The 15,796-nt window shown below is 59.9% G+C and carries 13 protein-coding genes; 11 read left to right on the top strand and 2 right to left on the bottom strand.

What is annotated here, in order from left to right:
• The first annotated feature begins 45 nt into the window (after positions 1-45).
• From K0B93_RS16510 to K0B93_RS16475, 8 genes are all read left to right on the top strand, one after another.
• On the top strand, positions 46-1,695 hold the full coding sequence (locus K0B93_RS16510; protein WP_219868361.1) for an AMP-binding protein: 1,650 nt from the start codon (positions 46-48) through the stop codon (positions 1,693-1,695).
• On the top strand, positions 1,692-2,108 hold the full coding sequence (locus tag K0B93_RS16505; protein WP_219868360.1) for a PaaI family thioesterase: 417 nt from the start codon (positions 1,692-1,694) through the stop codon (positions 2,106-2,108). Before K0B93_RS16510 ends, K0B93_RS16505 begins: the two co-directional genes overlap by 4 nt.
• Before the next feature lie 4 nt (positions 2,109-2,112).
• Positions 2,113-2,910, top strand: a complete 798-nt coding sequence (locus tag K0B93_RS16500; protein WP_219868359.1) for an alpha/beta fold hydrolase — start codon at positions 2,113-2,115, stop codon at positions 2,908-2,910.
• Between the two features lie 92 nt (positions 2,911-3,002).
• Positions 3,003-3,806 carry an ABC transporter ATP-binding protein gene (locus K0B93_RS16495; protein ID WP_219868358.1) on the top strand — a complete coding sequence of 268 codons (804 nt, stop codon included), beginning with the start codon at positions 3,003-3,005 and terminating at the stop codon, positions 3,804-3,806.
• Positions 3,803-4,525: an ABC transporter ATP-binding protein gene (locus K0B93_RS16490; RefSeq protein WP_219868357.1), complete on the top strand. Its 723-nt coding sequence runs from the start codon at positions 3,803-3,805 to the stop codon at positions 4,523-4,525. The genes K0B93_RS16495 and K0B93_RS16490 overlap by 4 nt, the downstream gene beginning before the upstream one ends.
• Before the next feature lie 78 nt (positions 4,526-4,603).
• Entirely contained in the window at positions 4,604-5,818 is a 1,215-nt protein-coding gene (locus tag K0B93_RS16485; RefSeq protein ID WP_219868356.1) for an ABC transporter substrate-binding protein, read from the top strand.
• Positions 5,819-5,924: 106 nt separating this feature from the next.
• A complete protein-coding gene (locus tag K0B93_RS16480; RefSeq protein WP_219868355.1) occupies positions 5,925-6,812 on the top strand; it encodes a branched-chain amino acid ABC transporter permease in 888 nt (295 codons plus the stop codon).
• A gap of 2 nt (positions 6,813-6,814) precedes the next feature.
• Positions 6,815-7,810, top strand: a complete 996-nt coding sequence (locus K0B93_RS16475; RefSeq protein WP_218637394.1) for a branched-chain amino acid ABC transporter permease — start codon at positions 6,815-6,817, stop codon at positions 7,808-7,810.
• 69 nt (positions 7,811-7,879) lie between these two features.
• Here the strand turns inward: K0B93_RS16475 and K0B93_RS16470 are convergent, their stop codons facing one another.
• Positions 7,880-8,689, bottom strand: coding sequence for a hypothetical protein (locus K0B93_RS16470; RefSeq protein WP_219868354.1), 810 nt, complete (start codon positions 8,687-8,689; stop codon positions 7,880-7,882).
• Between the two features lie 156 nt (positions 8,690-8,845).
• On the opposite strand from K0B93_RS16470, the gene K0B93_RS16465 reads away from it, so the two are divergent.
• The 3 genes from K0B93_RS16465 (at position 8,846) to K0B93_RS16455 (ending at position 14,161) form a co-directional block, all read left to right on the top strand.
• Positions 8,846-9,742 carry a hypothetical protein gene (locus tag K0B93_RS16465; RefSeq protein ID WP_219868353.1) on the top strand — a complete coding sequence of 299 codons (897 nt, stop codon included), beginning with the start codon at positions 8,846-8,848 and terminating at the stop codon, positions 9,740-9,742.
• Between the two features lie 139 nt (positions 9,743-9,881).
• The gene (locus tag K0B93_RS16460; protein WP_219868352.1) at positions 9,882-11,063 is read left to right on the top strand and encodes an efflux RND transporter periplasmic adaptor subunit; all 1,182 of its coding nucleotides are present in this window, start codon (positions 9,882-9,884) and stop codon (positions 11,061-11,063) included.
• On the top strand, positions 11,060-14,161 hold the full coding sequence (locus tag K0B93_RS16455) for an efflux RND transporter permease subunit (RefSeq protein ID WP_219868351.1): 3,102 nt from the start codon (positions 11,060-11,062) through the stop codon (positions 14,159-14,161). The genes K0B93_RS16460 and K0B93_RS16455 overlap by 4 nt, the downstream gene beginning before the upstream one ends.
• On the opposite strand, the gene K0B93_RS16450 is transcribed toward K0B93_RS16455, so the two are convergent.
• Positions 14,158-15,783 (bottom strand): phytoene desaturase family protein, encoded by a 1,626-nt coding sequence (locus K0B93_RS16450; RefSeq protein WP_219868350.1) that lies wholly within the window; start codon positions 15,781-15,783, stop codon positions 14,158-14,160. The two genes, K0B93_RS16455 and K0B93_RS16450, sit on opposite strands and share 4 nt — an antisense overlap.
• Positions 15,784-15,796 lie beyond the last annotated feature (13 nt).

Raw genomic sequence — 15,796 nt, 5'->3', positions numbered from 1 at the left:
ACCTTGACGTCGTGGATTCAACGACAACAACAACAGGAGTCGAAAATGAGCCTTCCGGAATATACCGCCGTGTACAACAATTTCGATCCGATCGCACTGGAGGCCGAGGTCCTGGATGGCCGCCTGGACAGCGGTCTGAACGTATGCCACGAGATCTGTGACAAGTGGGCGAGTGACCCGCAGAAAGTCGCTCTCTACTACGAGAAGGACGGTGGAGGTGAGGGCACACTGACCTTTGCCGAACTGAAGGAAGCCTCGGCCCGCTTTGCCAACTACCTGAAATCCCAGGGCATTGGTAAAGGTGACCGGGTGGCGGCCCTGTTGCCGCGTACCCCCGAACTGCTGATTGTGATTGCCGGAACGCTGCGCGCCGGTGCCGTTTACCAGCCACTCTTTACGGCGTTTGGGTCCGGTGCCATTGAGTACCGCTTTGAGCGGGCGAGCACCAAACTGGTCGTCACCAACCCGGAAAACTACCACAAGCTGACTGAGGTCAAAGACTGCCCGCCGGTTATGGGCGTGGACGCCGGTTCGATCGAGGCCGACATCCCCGATTTCGGGGCCACCCTCGCCAGTCAGTCCAGCGAATTCGAACCGGTGATGGTGACCGGAGACGATCCGTTCCTGCAGATGTTCACCTCAGGCACGGTGGGCAAGTCCAAGGGCGTCGCCGTTCCGGCCCGGGCCCTGCTGGCGTTCTATGTGTATATGAAGTACGCCATCGACCTGCGCGAAGACGACAAATTCTGGAACGTGGCCGATCCGGGCTGGGCCTATGGGCTGTACTATGCCGTGGTCGGGCCGCTGCTGATGGGCCACGCCACACATTTCAATCCCGGCGGCTTCACGCCGGAATCCACCTACGACATGATCCGCAAGTACAAGATCACCAACCTGGCGGCGGCGCCGACGGCATACCGTCTGCTCAAGGCCAACGATCATGTGTTGCCCGAAGGCGAGAACCTGGGGCTCCGGGTGGCCAGCAGTGCTGGCGAGCCACTGAACCCGGAAGTGGTGAACTGGATCAGGAATCGGCATTTCTGCCCGGTCAAGGATCACTACGGCCAGACGGAAACCGGCATGACCTGCTGTAACTTCCACGGCCTGGAACACCCGGTGCGTGAAGGCTCCATGGGCTACGCTTCGCCGGGCCACAAGGTGGTCGCCCTGAACGAGAAGAACGAAGAGGTGGGCGCCGGGGAAGTAGGGCAGCTCGCGGTGGACGTCGCGGCATCGCCACTGTTCCATTTCGATGGCTACACCTGGGGTGAGAAGGACCCGTTTGTGAAAGGCTACTACCTTACCGGTGACATGGTGGTCTGCCACGGTGACGGTTGCTTCTCCTTCAGTGGTCGGGATGACGACATCATCACCACCGCAGGCTACCGGGTCGGACCGGCCGACGTGGAGAGCACACTGCTGGAGCATGCTGCCGTGGCCGAATCGGGCGTCGTCGGTAAGCCGGATGAAAAGCGGGGCTCCATCATCAAGGCCTACGTTGTGATCAAGAGTGACCAGGCGCCGGGAGACGACCAGGCCCTGAAGGACGAGCTCCAGGATCTGGTGCGCCGCCGTCTGTCCACCCACGCCTTCCCGCGGGAGATCGAGTTTGTGGATGAGCTGCCGAAGACGCCGAGCGGCAAGATTCAGCGCTTTGTCCTGCGCAACCGGGCTCAGGAAGAAAAGGGCGCATGATCATCACGTTCGAAGAGCTGCAGGCGTTTCTCGACGAACAGTTTCCGCAGGGCGCCGCGTTCGGCACCCTGCAGAAACTCGGTGACGGCTGGGCGGAAATGAAGCTGGAGGTGGACGAAGAGCACCTGCGGCCGGGTGGCACGGTCTCAGGACCGGCGATGATGGGGTTGGCGGACGTCACCCTCTACGCCGCGTTGCTTAGCAAGATCGGCCTGGTCCCGCTGGCGGTGACCACCAACCTCAATATCAACTTTCTGCGCAAGCCCGTGGCCCATCAGCCCATCTGGGCGAGGGCAACGATGCTGAAAGTCGGGCGCACCATGGGAGTCGGCGAGGTATTTGTCTACTCCGAGGGCGCTGAGGACCCGGTTGCTCATTCCACCATGACCTACTCCATTCCTCCTGAGCGTTAGCGCCATGCAGGTCCGGGATATGATGGTGTCGTTGGGGGAGGGGGCTTCCGTGGAAGTTCGCCGAATCCGCCACGAGGGGCAAGGCCAGGAGGGGAGGCCGACACTGGTCTTCCTGCACGAATCCCTGGGCAGTATTGCCCTGTGGCGGCGATTTCCCGAACGCCTGGCAAAGGCCACCGGATACGATGCCCTGATCTACAACCGTCTCGGGTACGGGCATTCCTCTGACGAACCCCTGCCGCGCCCCTACGATTACCAGGAGAAGGAAGGTGAGGTCCTTTTGCCGGCCCTGCTGGACGCGCTCGGCCTCGACGATGTGGTTCTCATCGGTCACAGCGATGGCGGTTCTATAGCCCTTATTGCTGCGGGCGCACTGGGCGCGCGGGTGAGGGCGCTGGTCACCATGGCAGCGCACATCTACGCCGACCACCTGACCATTGCCGGAATCCGGGAAATGGCCTCGCGCTACCGGGAAACCGACATTCGCGACAAGCTGCAGCGCTATCATGGTGATCGCACCGATGATCTGTTCAACGCGTGGCAGACGGTCTGGCTGGATGAAGGCTTCCAGAATCACATGGATTTCGACCGCTGGCTGGCGGCAATCCAATGTCCGTCTATCATCATTCAGGGGCAGGACGACGAATACGGTGTGCCTGAGCAGGTAACCGATATCGTCGCAGGCATTGGGGCGAGCGCCGAAGCCGTGTTTTTACCGGAGGTCGGGCATTCTCCCCATCTCGAGAAGCCGGACAAGGTTCACGACCTGGTCTGCGACTTTTTGCTAAGGACGTTGGCTTGAAAAACCCAAAATACCTGTTGACGTTTACGTATACGTCAATCTAATCTGTAGAGTAGTTCAAATGTACAACAATAACAAAGGTAGACTGGCTCATGAGTGAACAGTACGTTCTGGAGACCCGCAACCTTGTCAAAGAGTTCAAGGGCTTTGTCGCGGTCGACGACGTGAATCTGAAGGTTCAGAAAGGCCACATCCACGCCCTGATCGGTCCCAACGGTGCAGGTAAGACCACTGTTTTTAACCTGCTTACCAAATTCCTGATTCCGACCCGTGGCCAGATCCTGTTCAACGGCCAGGACATCACCGCCATGAAGTCTGCAGCCATCGCCCGCAAAGGGGTGGTGCGTTCCTTCCAGATTTCGGCCGTGTTCCCGCACATGACGGCGTTGGAGAATATCCGCGTAGCGCTGCAATCCTTTGAAGGCTCGTCGTTCAGTTTCTGGAAATCCGGGCTCTCCCTCAACAAGCTGAACGAACGCTGCATGGAGCTGCTGGACTCCGTGGGTCTTGCCGAATACGCCAACACCACCACTGTTGAGCTGGCCTACGGTCGCAAGCGGGCGCTGGAACTCGCCACAACCCTGGCGATGGAGCCGCAACTGTTGCTGCTTGATGAGCCCACCCAGGGCATGGGTGCGGAAGACGTTGACCGGGTGGTGGAGCTGGTGCGCAAAGCTGCCCAGGGCCGCACGGTGCTGATGGTTGAGCACAACCTCAGTGTCGTCAGCAAGCTGTGTGACCGGATTACCGTGCTGGCTCAGGGCGCGGTGCTCACTGAAGGCGACTACGAGACCGTGTCGGCCGATCCGCGTGTTCGGGAGGTCTACATGGGCAGCAGCGAAACCGGTGAACGTGGTTCCCAGAATCCGGAAAACAAGGCGGAGGCGGCCCAATGAGTCAGCGTCTGGACCGGGAATACGAACAGCTGCGCGTTTCGGGGCTGCACGCCTTTTATGGCGAGTCCCACATTCTGCATGGCATTGATCTGGTGGTTAATCGCGGTGAACTGGTGACGTTGCTGGGCCGCAACGGTGCCGGCCGCAGCACCACCCTGAAGGCGATCATGAACATGGTCGGTCGCCGCACGGGCTCGATCATGATCAACGGGGAAGAGACGATGTCCTGCGCCCCGCACCATATTGCCAGGTTGGGTGTCGGGTATTGCCCCGAGCATCGGGGCATTTTTTCGGCACTCAGCGTCCAGGAAAACCTCACCCTGCCACCGGTGGTGCGCAGCGGTGGCATGGGCCTGGAAGAGATTTACACCATGTTCCCCAACCTCTACGAACGTCGCTTCAGCCAGGGCACCAAGCTCTCGGGCGGTGAGCAGCAGATGCTGGCCATGGCCCGCATCCTGCGCACCGGAGCCAACATGCTGTTGCTGGACGAGATTACCGAAGGTCTTGCGCCGGTCATCGTCGAGAAGTTGGGCGAAGTGCTGATCAAGCTCAAGGACAAGGGTCTGACCATTGTATTGGTCGAACAGAATTTCCACTTCGCAGCGCCCCTGGCCGATCGCCATTACGTGGTTGAGCATGGGCAGATTGTGGAAGAAATCGGTGCCGATGAGTTGAGTGCCAAACAGTCGGTGCTGGATCGCTATTTGGGTGTGTGATCCCGGATAGGTAAGAGCGAAAGCAACAAAAGCAAAAATAAACCCGAACCAACGCAACACAGTAGCGGAGATACAACAATGACAATGATGAAAAAGCTTCTGACCACAGCCGTTGCCTCAGCCATGATGGCCAGCGGTGCCCAGGCCGCCATTTCAAACGATACCGTCAAGATCGGCTATCTGGCGGATATGTCTGGTACCTACCGGGATCTGGCAGGTCCAAACGGCCTGAAAGCGATGGAAATGGCGATCGCCGACTTCGGCGGCAAAGTGAATGGCGCCAAGATCGAAGTCGTCAGCGCCGACGACCGCAACAGTGCAGACGTAGCCTCTTCCACCGTGCGTCGCTGGGTCGAGAACGAAGACGTTGATCTGGTAGCCGGGCTTGTTGCCTCGTCGGTTTCGATTGCCGTCAGTGACATTCTCGAAGAGAACGACAAGCTGGGTATCATTTCCGGTTCCGCCGCCTCCAGCATCACCAACGAACACTGCACGCCGAACCATATCCACTACGTGTATGACACCTATCCGCTGGCCAACGGTACGGCGAGCGCCGTGGTAAAAGAGGGTGGCAAGACCTGGTACATCCTGACTGCCGACTACGCCTTCGGCCATGCCCTTGAGGGCGATGTCTCCCGCGTGGTCGAGGAAAACGGTGGGGAAGTGATCGGCACACTGCGTCACCCGTTCCCGACACCTGATTTCTCTTCATTCATCCTGCAGGCCCAGGCGTCTGGTGCTGACGTGGTCGCCCTGGCAAACGCCGGTGCCGACACCACCAACGCGATCAACACCGCCAGTGAGTTTGGTGTGACCCAGTCCGGCCAGACCCTTGCCGCACTGCTGCTGTTCCTGACCGATGTAAACGCACTGGGTGTTGAGGCCGCACAGGGTATCCAGCTCACCACCGGCTGGTACTGGGACATGAACGACGACACCCGTGAGTGGTCCGACCGCTTCATGGAAGAGACCGGCGTGCGTCCGACCATGGTTCACGCCGGCGTCTACTCCAGCACCATGCAGTACCTGAAAGCTGTTGAAGCAACCGGTTCTGACGATGCACAGACCGTGCGCAAGCAGATGATGGATACGCCGATCAACGACATGTTCGCGACCAACGGCCAGATCCGCGAAGACGGCCGGATGGTGCACGACATGTACCTGGCCGAGGTGAAAACTCCGGACGAGTCCGAGAACGAGTGGGACCTGTACAAGATTCTGCGCACCATTCCCGCAGATGAAGCCTACCGTCCGCTCTCCGAGAGCAAGTGCCCGCTGGTAACCAGCAAGTAAGAGCGTAACCCCAGGGAGCTACCCGGCCGTTTTGGCCGGGCTAGCCCCAGGAATCTGCAACGACGGTGTCAGGTAAACCGTCCGCGCTGCTTTTGGAGTTAGCAACATGTCCATGATTTTCGATGTCCCCCTTGCGGTGCTGTCTGGTCAGCTTCTGATCGGGGTCATTAACGGCGCTTTCTACGCGCTGTTGAGTCTCGGGTTGGCGGTTATTTTCGGTCTGCTCAAGATTATTAACTTTGCCCACGGGGCGATGTACATGCTCGGTGCAATGGCCACCGTCATCCTGTTCGACGTTCTGGGGGTCAACTACTGGGTCGCGCTGCTCCTGGCGCCACTATTGGTTGGTGTGGTCGGGGTGATCATCGAGTATTTCCTGCTCCGCCGCATAGCGGGCCAGGATCATATCTACAGTCTGTTGCTGACCTTCGGTATTGCCCTGCTGATTCAGGGCGTGCTGACCAACATCTATGGCGTGTCCGGCATGCGCTACTCTATGCCGGACCTGTTCAAGGGCGGGATGAACCTCGGCTTCATGTTCCTGCCGTATTATCGGGCCTGGGTCATCGTGATTGCCCTGCTGGTCTGCTTTGGCACCTGGTTCATGATTGAAAAGACCAAGCTTGGTGCCTACCTGCGTGCGGGCACCGAAGACGCCCAGCTCATGCAGGGCTTCGGGATCAACGTGCCGCTGCTGGTGAGCCTCACATACGGCTTTGGCGTCATGCTGGCTGCGTTCGCCGGGGTTCTGGCGGCACCGATCTACTCGGTCACGCCAGTAATGGGCTCCCACATCCTGATTACCGTGTTTGCGGTTGTCGTCATCGGCGGCATGGGCTCCATCGGGGGCGCGATCATTACCGGTATCCTGATGGGGGTTATCGAAGGGCTCACGAAAACCTTCTATCCGCCTGCCTCGTCCGCGGTGATCTTCCTGGTCATGGTGGTGGTTCTGATGTTCCGGCCTGCAGGCCTGTTTGGTAAGGAGGCGTAACCATGAGCCAGTCATTCAATCCGGCCGACATTCAAAAAGCTATTCTGGAACAGCAGAAGATCGAAGATCGCAAGAAAATGATGCTCAATGGCGTACTGGTCCTGCTTCTGGTGGCGGCGCCGTTTGTCATGTACCCGGTCTTCCTGATGAAGATCCTGTGCTTCGCGCTGTTCGCGGTGGCCTTCAACCTTCTATTCGGCTTCACTGGCCTGCTGTCCTTCGGCCACGCGGCGTTCCTGGCAACCGGGGGGTACACCACCGGGTACCTGCTGAGTAACTTTTCCGGTCTGACCACAGAAATGGGGATTCTCGCGGGTACGGCCCTTGCCACCTTGCTGGGCCTGGCGTTTGCCCTGCTGTCGATCCGTCGTCAGGGCATCTACTTCGCCATGGTCACCCTGGCGCTGGCCCAACTGGTGTTCTTCTTCTTCGTGCAGTCGGAGTTCACCGGCGGCGAGGATGGCATGCACGGCATCCCCCGTGGCCACCTGTTCGGCCTGATCAACCTCGAGAACAACCTGAACATGTACTACTTCGTGCTGGCGGTTTTCCTCGGGTGTTACCTGCTGGTTCAACGCATTGTCAGCAGTCCTTACGGTCAGGTACTCAAGTCGATCAAGCAGAACGAGCCCCGCGCCATATCTCTGGGCTACAACGTGAACCGTTACAAGGTGCTGGCCTTTGTGATCTCTGCCGCCCTGGCGGGCCTGGCCGGGTCAATGAAATCGGTGGTGTTCCAGTTGGCGTCGCTGAACGATGCCCATTGGCACATGTCGGGTGAAGTGATCCTGATGACCCTGGTCGGTGGTATGGGAACATTGCTCGGGCCTGTGGTTGGCGCCACCTTTGTGGTGAACGTCGAGTACCAGCTGTCCCAAGGCGCGTTGAGGGATTGGGTTGATCCGATCCTCGGCGGAATCTTCATTCTTACGGTGCTCGCGTTCCGCAGTGGTATCGTTGGCGAGATCCAGAAGTTCGTGAAGAAGAATCTGGGCTAGGAGCTGGGCTCCGACCACCGAGAAAGCCGCTATTCGTAGCGGCTTTTTTTATGGGAATTCCGGTGCCTGTCAGTCGTCCTGGAGTGTATTCCTCTCGAAATCGGCATCCATGCTCTGCTGCAGATCAATCAGTGGTTGCTGGTTTATGGTGATCAAACCGCCACGGCCGCGGTCTAGATCGAGGAGCAGGGTAATAACGGCGCCCAGCACAACAATCATCACGACAGCGGTGGGTGGGCTGCGGCGACCGGTCAGGCCGGCACTGTAACCGACCATGCTGAGGGTCAGCACCGAACTGATCAGCAGGAGTATAAAGATAGTCGCGGGGAGCCGCCCGTAGATACCGGCTGTCACCCGTGATTCATGTATGTCTATCATCTCGTTCAGCGCATCAATATAGAGTGACAGAACCACGGATTCGGGCATTGAATGGGCAAGTGTCTCGGCAATGGTCCAGAGTTCCTCGTGCAGTTCCAGTGACCGCGCGATCCTTTGCGGAACATCCTGCGGGTGGTCCGCAAGGACCCGGAGTGGGGCGTATTCACGAAGCAGGCTCCGGCTTTTCGCAGCCTCCGCGTCAGGCAGGAAGCCGGCCCGCAGATAGGCGGTTCCGATCATGTTCGCTTCGGTAACAATCATGCCCCGGCGGGTGTCGAAACGATCCGAGGCCATGCCCATGGTGACCGCAAGCAGGAAGGCAAGCAGGCCAAGGAGCGAACCGACGAGCATTTGGGTGGGGCCCTCCTTGTTTCCGGGAGTACGAAACTGCCACCAGCGACCGATCCGGTAGCCGCACTCGGCAATCACGGCGCCACCCAGCACGAAAACGATAAAGATTTCCCCGATTGAAAGTGAGTCCAACCATGCCTGGTAGCTCATTTTTTGTCCGCTCCCTGCCGATTCCAATGAGTATAGTCATCTTTGATCAGCCGGCAGGCCAAGTTTGGGGGCGTTTTCAGGTCGTGGACGCCCGGCAACGGCTGGTCTAATCTTTTCATACCTCTTGTGGGGCCCCAGGGTCGGGGAGGCCGCTCCGTGAAGACGTTATCCGAATCCTTTCGAACGCTGAGCATACTGGTGCTGGCGGCGTCTATTTTCTATTTTGGCTACGCCGTGCTCCGAAGCGCCGACCGGATATCCGAGGGCCTTCAAAAGGCATCCGGGATTGCCGAGTCGCTTAAGCCCGCGGTTGAGCTGGCGCCGGAATTTCTCAACGAGTCGGAACAATTGAGATTCCTGGCCCGGGATGCCCTCAAAGAAACGGAGGCGGTTCGATTGCTGGTGCCCTCCGTGTTGAAGGAATCCGAGGCGATCCGGAACACTCTGCCCCAGGTTATCCAACAGGCAGACCTGTTGAGGCAGGAATCGATAAATATTCGCTCTGAGGTGGCCGCAGTTAGGTCCCTCATGCCCCAAGTCCTCGCGGAACTCGAAGCCTACAGGGCCATCATTCCGTCCGTGCTGGAGGAAAGCCAGAATATCCGCCGGACCATTCCCCCGACCCTCGACCGGGTCGAAAAGATAGTGGCGGATGCGAACGAGATTGCCTCCAGTGCCGGCGAAAAAACGTTTACCAACGTCATTACCGGCATAATCAAGGCACCGATCAACCTGCTCGGAAATGCGGCCCAGATGTTGGTACCTTCGGACGTCAGGCTGTCGGACGAAGATCGCGCCAGGCTTGAGAGTCGGCTGCAGACCTTTCTGAATACGGCAGAGGTTGGCAATTCGGAGGAGTTTGTGACCTCCGATGGTTCGATCACCGGTCGATTTGAATTGGTTTCGGATTCGTTCGAGGGCGGCGAATCCTGCCGGATGGTCGCGCTCAATAGTTTCAGGAAAGGTGAACTGCTAAGGCACCAGGATCTGCAGATTTGCCGGAATGACGAGGGCAGGTGGTACCTGAAAAACATGGATGAAAGCCGGAAGTGAACTGGACGATGTTTCCTCAGGCCAGATAAAACTGGCGTCTTATCCCAACATCCACGCTTTTTCGGGCCTATCGACTAATCTAGGGGTAATTCTGTGAGTTCTCGCGGCATGTGACTGCATCAAAGAGGGAAGGGAATCGATGTCCAGCTCTTTTGCTCGAAAGGAACACGTTCAGCATCTTCCGGTTTTTGTCCTGGCCTTGAGCCTGATTGTGGGATGCTCTGAGCCCTCCGAGCCACCGCAGGCCGAGCCGCCGTCAGTATCCGTGGTGGTGGTCGAGGATTCGGAAGTGCGGCCTTCCCGTGAATTCGTGGCGAGAACCGCCGCCTCCGCGAAAGCCGACATCACCGCTCGTATTGAAGCCGAAATCCGCGAGATTCTGTTTGAGGAGGGCGCCAGGGTCAGTCGGGGCCAGGTGCTGTTCCGTCTCGAGGACACCACGGCCAGCGCCAGTCTCAAGCAGGCGGAGGCGGAGTTGGCTGCCGCCAGGGCAGAGGTGGAATCGGCCACCAAGAACCTCCGGCGCGGCGAGGAGGTGGCCGGCAAGGGATTTCTGTCCGATGCGGACCTGGATAAGCTGAAGGATCGGTTCAATGCCGCCCAGAGCCAGCTTCAGTCGGCGGAAGCTGCGGTAGACAAAGCCAGAACCAATCTCGATTACGCAGAAATCCGCGCGCCTTTTGATGGCTGGATCGGCAAGCTCAACTTTGACGTGGGTGCGGTGGTGAATCCCTCGAGCGGGCCGATCACCGAAGTGTTGGTCACCGATCCCATCTACGTTCAGTTCGAGGTTAATGAGGCGGATTATGTCTCGTACCGCCGGGCCAACTCCGGCTCGACGCGGGACATTGCCAGTCAGTTGTCGTTGTCACTCACACTGCCTGATGGTGAAAGCTATGGCCAGAACGGGGTTCTGGATTTTGCCGATGTCCGGACCGACAACAGCACCGGCACGGTAGCCATGCGCGCCGTTTTCCCGAATCCGGGCGCGATCCTGCTCCCCGGTTTGTATGTGACCCTGTTGATTGAAGGCCAGTCTGGTGAAGTTCAGGCTCTCGTCCCCCAGATGGCGATCCAGGAGACCATTGAGGGCAAGTTCGTGCTGTTGGTGAGCGACGAGCAGCAGGTTGCCCAGCGCTTTGTGACAACCGGCCCCCGGCGGGGCGCGATGATGGTGGTGGAAAGTGGCCTGGAGGCCGGAGACCGGGTGATCGTGGAGGGACTGCAGAAGGTCCGGTCGGGAATCACCGTGAATCCGGTCCAGAAATGGATCGATCCGCAAACCGGCGCGCTCAGGGAGACCGAAGAGGCTGAACAATGATCAGCAGCGTCTTCATCCAGCGTCCGAAATTCGCGTTTGTCATCTCGATTCTCATTACCCTGGCAGGCTTGCTGGCGCTGCGGCTACTCCCCGTCAATATGTACCCGGACATGGCGCCGCCGCAGATCCAGGTGACCGCCACGTTGCCGGGCGCCAGTGCCCAAGTGGTGGAAGAGGCCGTGACCCGCCCCATCGAGCAGCAGCTCAACGGCGTGGAGGACATGATCTACATCGAGTCCACGGCCTCGAGCGAAGGCGCGGCGACCATCACGCTGACCTTCGAGAGCGGCACCGACACGGATATCGCCCAGGTCAACGTGCAGAACCGGGTCGCGCTGGCGGAACCCTTTCTGCCCGATGAGGTCCGGCGACAGGGCGTCGTGGTCAGCAAGCAGTCCGGCAACATGTTGCTGGGGATAAACCTGACGTCCGAGCGGCCGGACCTGGACGGCATTTTCCTCAGCAACTACGCCTCCAATAACCTGGTGGAAACCCTGGGACGAGTACCCGGCGTGGCGTCAGCGGAGGTCATGGGCGCCAAGGACTACAGCATGCGGATCTGGCTTGATCCCCGGCGCATGGCCTCACTGGATGTCACGGTGACCGAGGTGGCCGCTGCGATCCAGGAGCAGAACCAGATCGTGGCGGCGGGCAAGCTGGGGCAGGCGCCGGTGCCCGAGGGGCAGCAGTTTGTCTACACCATCCAGAGCAAGGAGCGGCTGTCGGACCCCGAGGAATTCGGCCAGATGATTATCCGGGCGAGGCCGGGTGGCGGTTTCCTGCGGCTGCGGGATGTCGGGCGAATAGAGCTGGGGTCCCGCTCCTACACATCCACTGCGAAACTGAACAATCAGGATACCGCCTTCGTGGTGATCTACCAGCTACCGGACGCTAATGCCCTGGATGTCGCGGAGCAGGTGAAGCAGGTGGTGAATGAGGCGGCCACCACCTTCCCGGACGGTGTCTCCCACGCCATCCTGTACGACACCACGGAATTCATTACCCGGTCCATTGACGAAGTCATCGTCACGCTCTTTCAGGCAGTCGGCCTGGTGATCCTGGTGGTCTTCCTGTTTCTGCAGAACTGGAGGGCCACGCTCATCCCATCCATCGCGATTCCCGTCTCCCTGATTGGTACCTTCGCCGTGATGGCGGTGTTCGGCTACTCCATCAACACCATCACTCTGTTCGGCCTGGTGCTGGCGATCGGTATCGTGGTCGACGACGCCATCGTGGTCATTGAGAATGTCGAGCGCATTCTGCAGGAAGAGCAGTTGCCGATACGGGACGCGGTCACCAAGGCCATGGAGGAAGTAACCGGGCCGGTGATCGCAACCACTCTGGTGCTGCTGGCGGTGTTCGTGCCCGTGGGCTTTATGCCTGGCATTACCGGCAAGCTATACCAGCAGTTCTCGGTGACCATTTCCGTGGCTGTGATCATCTCGTCCGTGAATGCCCTGACGCTGAGCCCCGCGCTCTGTGTCTCGCTGCTGGGCGGGGGCAATCAGTCCATTCGCTGGCTCCGGCCTTTTGAACAGGCGATTACGCTGGGCACGCGGGGCTATTCGAAGGTGGTCGGCCGCCTGCTGCGCAAGAGTGCCCTGGTGGGTGTCGCGCTGGTTGTGGTTCTTGCGGGCACGGTGGGCCTGTTCAAGTCGGTACCATCGGCGTTCGTGCCGCCGGAGGATCAGGGCTTCCTGTTTGTCGACGTGCAGCTGCCGGATGCATCGTCCCTGGAGCGGACCGATGCGGTGCTGGCCAAGGTAACCGACATGGTGCTGGAGGATCCCGCCGTCACCGATTTCATTTCGGTCTCCGGGTTTTCTCTGCTGGGTGGCAGCGGCTCCAACAACGGTCTCGGCATCGCGATGCTCAAGGACTGGGAAGAACGTGAGGCCCCGGAGCTCGGGCTCCGGGCGATCGTGCCCCGTCTGTATTCGGGGCTCTGGGCGGTCTCCGAGGCCCAGGTCATGGTATTCAATCCGCCCCCGATCCCAGGTCTGGGAACCTCATCGGGCTTCGATTTCCGGCTGCAGGATAACCTTGGGCGGGATGTGTCTGAACTGGCGCAGGTGATGAACGGGCTGATCTTCGAGGCCAACCAGCGCAATGAGCTTTCGCGGGTTTACAGCACCTATCGCGCGAATATTCCCCAGTACCTGTTGGAAGTGGACCGCAACAAGGCCAAGGCGCTGGGCATCCAGTTGTCGGATATTTTCTCGACCCTGCAGACCCAATTGGGGTCGCTGTATGTGAACGACTTTACCCGCTTCGGCAAGAACTACCGGGTGCTGTTGCAGGCGGAGGGGGAGTTCCGGCAGCGGCCTGAGGACCTGTCCTTCTATTACGTTCGCAACCGTGACGGAGATATGGTGCCCCTGACCACGCTGGCGTCGCTGCGGCCGGTACTCGGGCCTTCCAGCATCCAGCATTTCAACCTGAAACGGTCGGTAACGATATCCGGTGAGGCCGCCGCCGGCTTTGCCAGTGGCGATGCCATCGGCACCATGGAGGCGCTCGCGTCGAGCCTGCCACAGGGGTACGAGTTCAGCTGGGCCGGGCAGAGTCTGCAGGAAATCCAGGCCGGGAACCTGGCCCTGGTCATCTTCCTGCTGGCCATCGTCTTCGTCTACCTGTTCCTGGTGGCCCAGTATGAAAGCTGGAGTCTACCGATCGCGGTCATCGGCGCCGTGCCCATGGCCATCTTTGGCGCCCTGGCGGGGCTCTGGCTGGTGGGACTTGCCAACAACATCTACGCCCAGGTCGGGCTGGTCCTGCTGGTGGGGCTGTCGACCAAGACCGCGATCCTGATCGTGGAATTCGCCATGCAGCTCAGGCAGTCGGGGCTGAGTGCCGAAGAAGCCGCCAACAAGGCCGCCGTCCTGCGTTTCCGGGCGGTGCTGATGACGGCGTTGTCTTTCGTGCTCGGCGTGCTGCCGCTGGTGCTGGCCAGCGGGGCAGGGGCGGCCAGCCGCATCAGCCTCGGTATTACCGTGCTGAGCGGCATGGTGATGGCGACCATCCTCGGTACACTCCTTGTCCCGGTTTTCTACAAATGGATCCAGTCGTTGCGGGACCGGCGGTCACGAGCCTCCTAGCCGACAAACATCCTCTTGGCCAGTGGCAGCCCTTTCAGGCCACTGACGGCAATGGTGGTCAGCAGGCCGCCGATCATGGCGCCTACCACGCCGCAGGTCATCACATCCTGACCAGTCAGGTAGAGGCCGGGAATGCGGGTCTTCGGCTTCAGCCAGTCCTGCTCGAAACGGTCCGGAGTGTGGTTGAGACCATAGATCTCGCCCGCGCTGTAGCGGCAGAAGTAGTCGGTGGACAGGGGCGTCGACAACTCGTAGTAATCCACCTTGCCTTCCAGGTGCGGGAATTTCTCGTACAGTTTCTTCAGCAGACGCTGGGCATAGGCCTCTTTCTCGGCCTCGTAATCCTCACCCCGCTTGCCCCAGGGTTTGTCGGCCCATTGTGCGTACCACTCGTAGGGTCCGGGAGCGACGATTTCGATGGTCGCGCGTCCGGGATAGCGCTCTTCAAAGCTCGGGTCCTTGGCCGAGGGGAACGAGATGTAGGTCAGCGGAATGTCGGCGGTCTCGGGTGAGGCCATGAAGTCGCTGAGGTTTTTCTCGTAGTCCGGGCCGGGGTAAATCCAGTAGTTGGTCCTGGGCAGTTTCAGGTTCTCCGCCGTATCCTTCAGGCCGATGTACAGGCAATTGCTGGCCATGGAGCGCTCGACCGTTTGCAGCTTCTGCTGGTAGTAGTCTTTCTCCGGCGCCGAGTCCGGCAGCAGCTTTCCGAAGGTATTGAACACGCCGGCGTTGCTGATCACCAGTGGCGCCCGCACCTCTTCGCCATCCGCCATGCGAACGCCCACGGCCTTGCCCTTGTCGATCAGGATTTCCGTGACATCCGCGTAGGTGAACACTTCCCCGCCACCGTGCTGGATGACCGGAATGATGGTCTTCGCCATCTCCGACGCCCCACCAATGGGGTAGTAACCGCCATACAGGTAGTGCCGGGCGATCAGGGCGTGGATGATGAAGCTGGATTCAGCCGGTGGCAGGCCGTTGTCGCCCCACTGGCCGGCCAGCACGGCAATCAGTTCCTGGTTGCTGGTCAGGCTTTCCAGAACTTCCCGGGTCGGCTTGTTGAGAAAATCCGGTGCGGCCTTGCCGACCAGTTTCCGTAAGGGGCCGGCGGCAAGGTCCGGTAACACCTTGCCCACCACCAAGCCGGGCATGGCCTTGGCAACCTGGCGCAGATAATCCAGGTAGGTGTCGATGGCCTGTTCCTCGCCGGGGAACGCCTGCTTCAGTTCCGCCTTGAAAGCGTCCGGCCCGGCCACCAGATCGACGTGGCGGTCGCCGAGAAAGATCCGGTCGTAATGGTCGTCCATCGGGGCCCATTTGAGCTGGCCATCGGTGATGTGGTCGAACAGCCGCTTGCTTAGGGTGTGGTCCGCGCCCATGTCGCCGATGTAGTGCACGCCCACATCCCATTCGTAGCCATTGCGATCGTAACTGTGGGTGAATCCGCCGGCCGTGTAGTGCTGCTCGAACACCACCACTTTCTTGCCGAGCTTGCTCATGCAGGCTGCGGCGGTGAGGCCGCCAATGCCTGAGCCGATGACAATGGCGTCGTAGGGGCCATCGAGGCGATTGGCGCGATAACGGCGACCGACTCGGATGGTGCTGGGTTTGGGGCTGCTCATAGTGCGGGTCCTT

The sequence above is a fragment of the Marinobacter sp. F4218 genome (assembly GCF_019443085.1).
Taxonomy (GTDB): Bacteria; Pseudomonadota; Gammaproteobacteria; order Pseudomonadales; family Oleiphilaceae; genus Marinobacter; species Marinobacter albus.
This window is presented reverse-complemented; position numbering and strand designations above follow the sequence as displayed.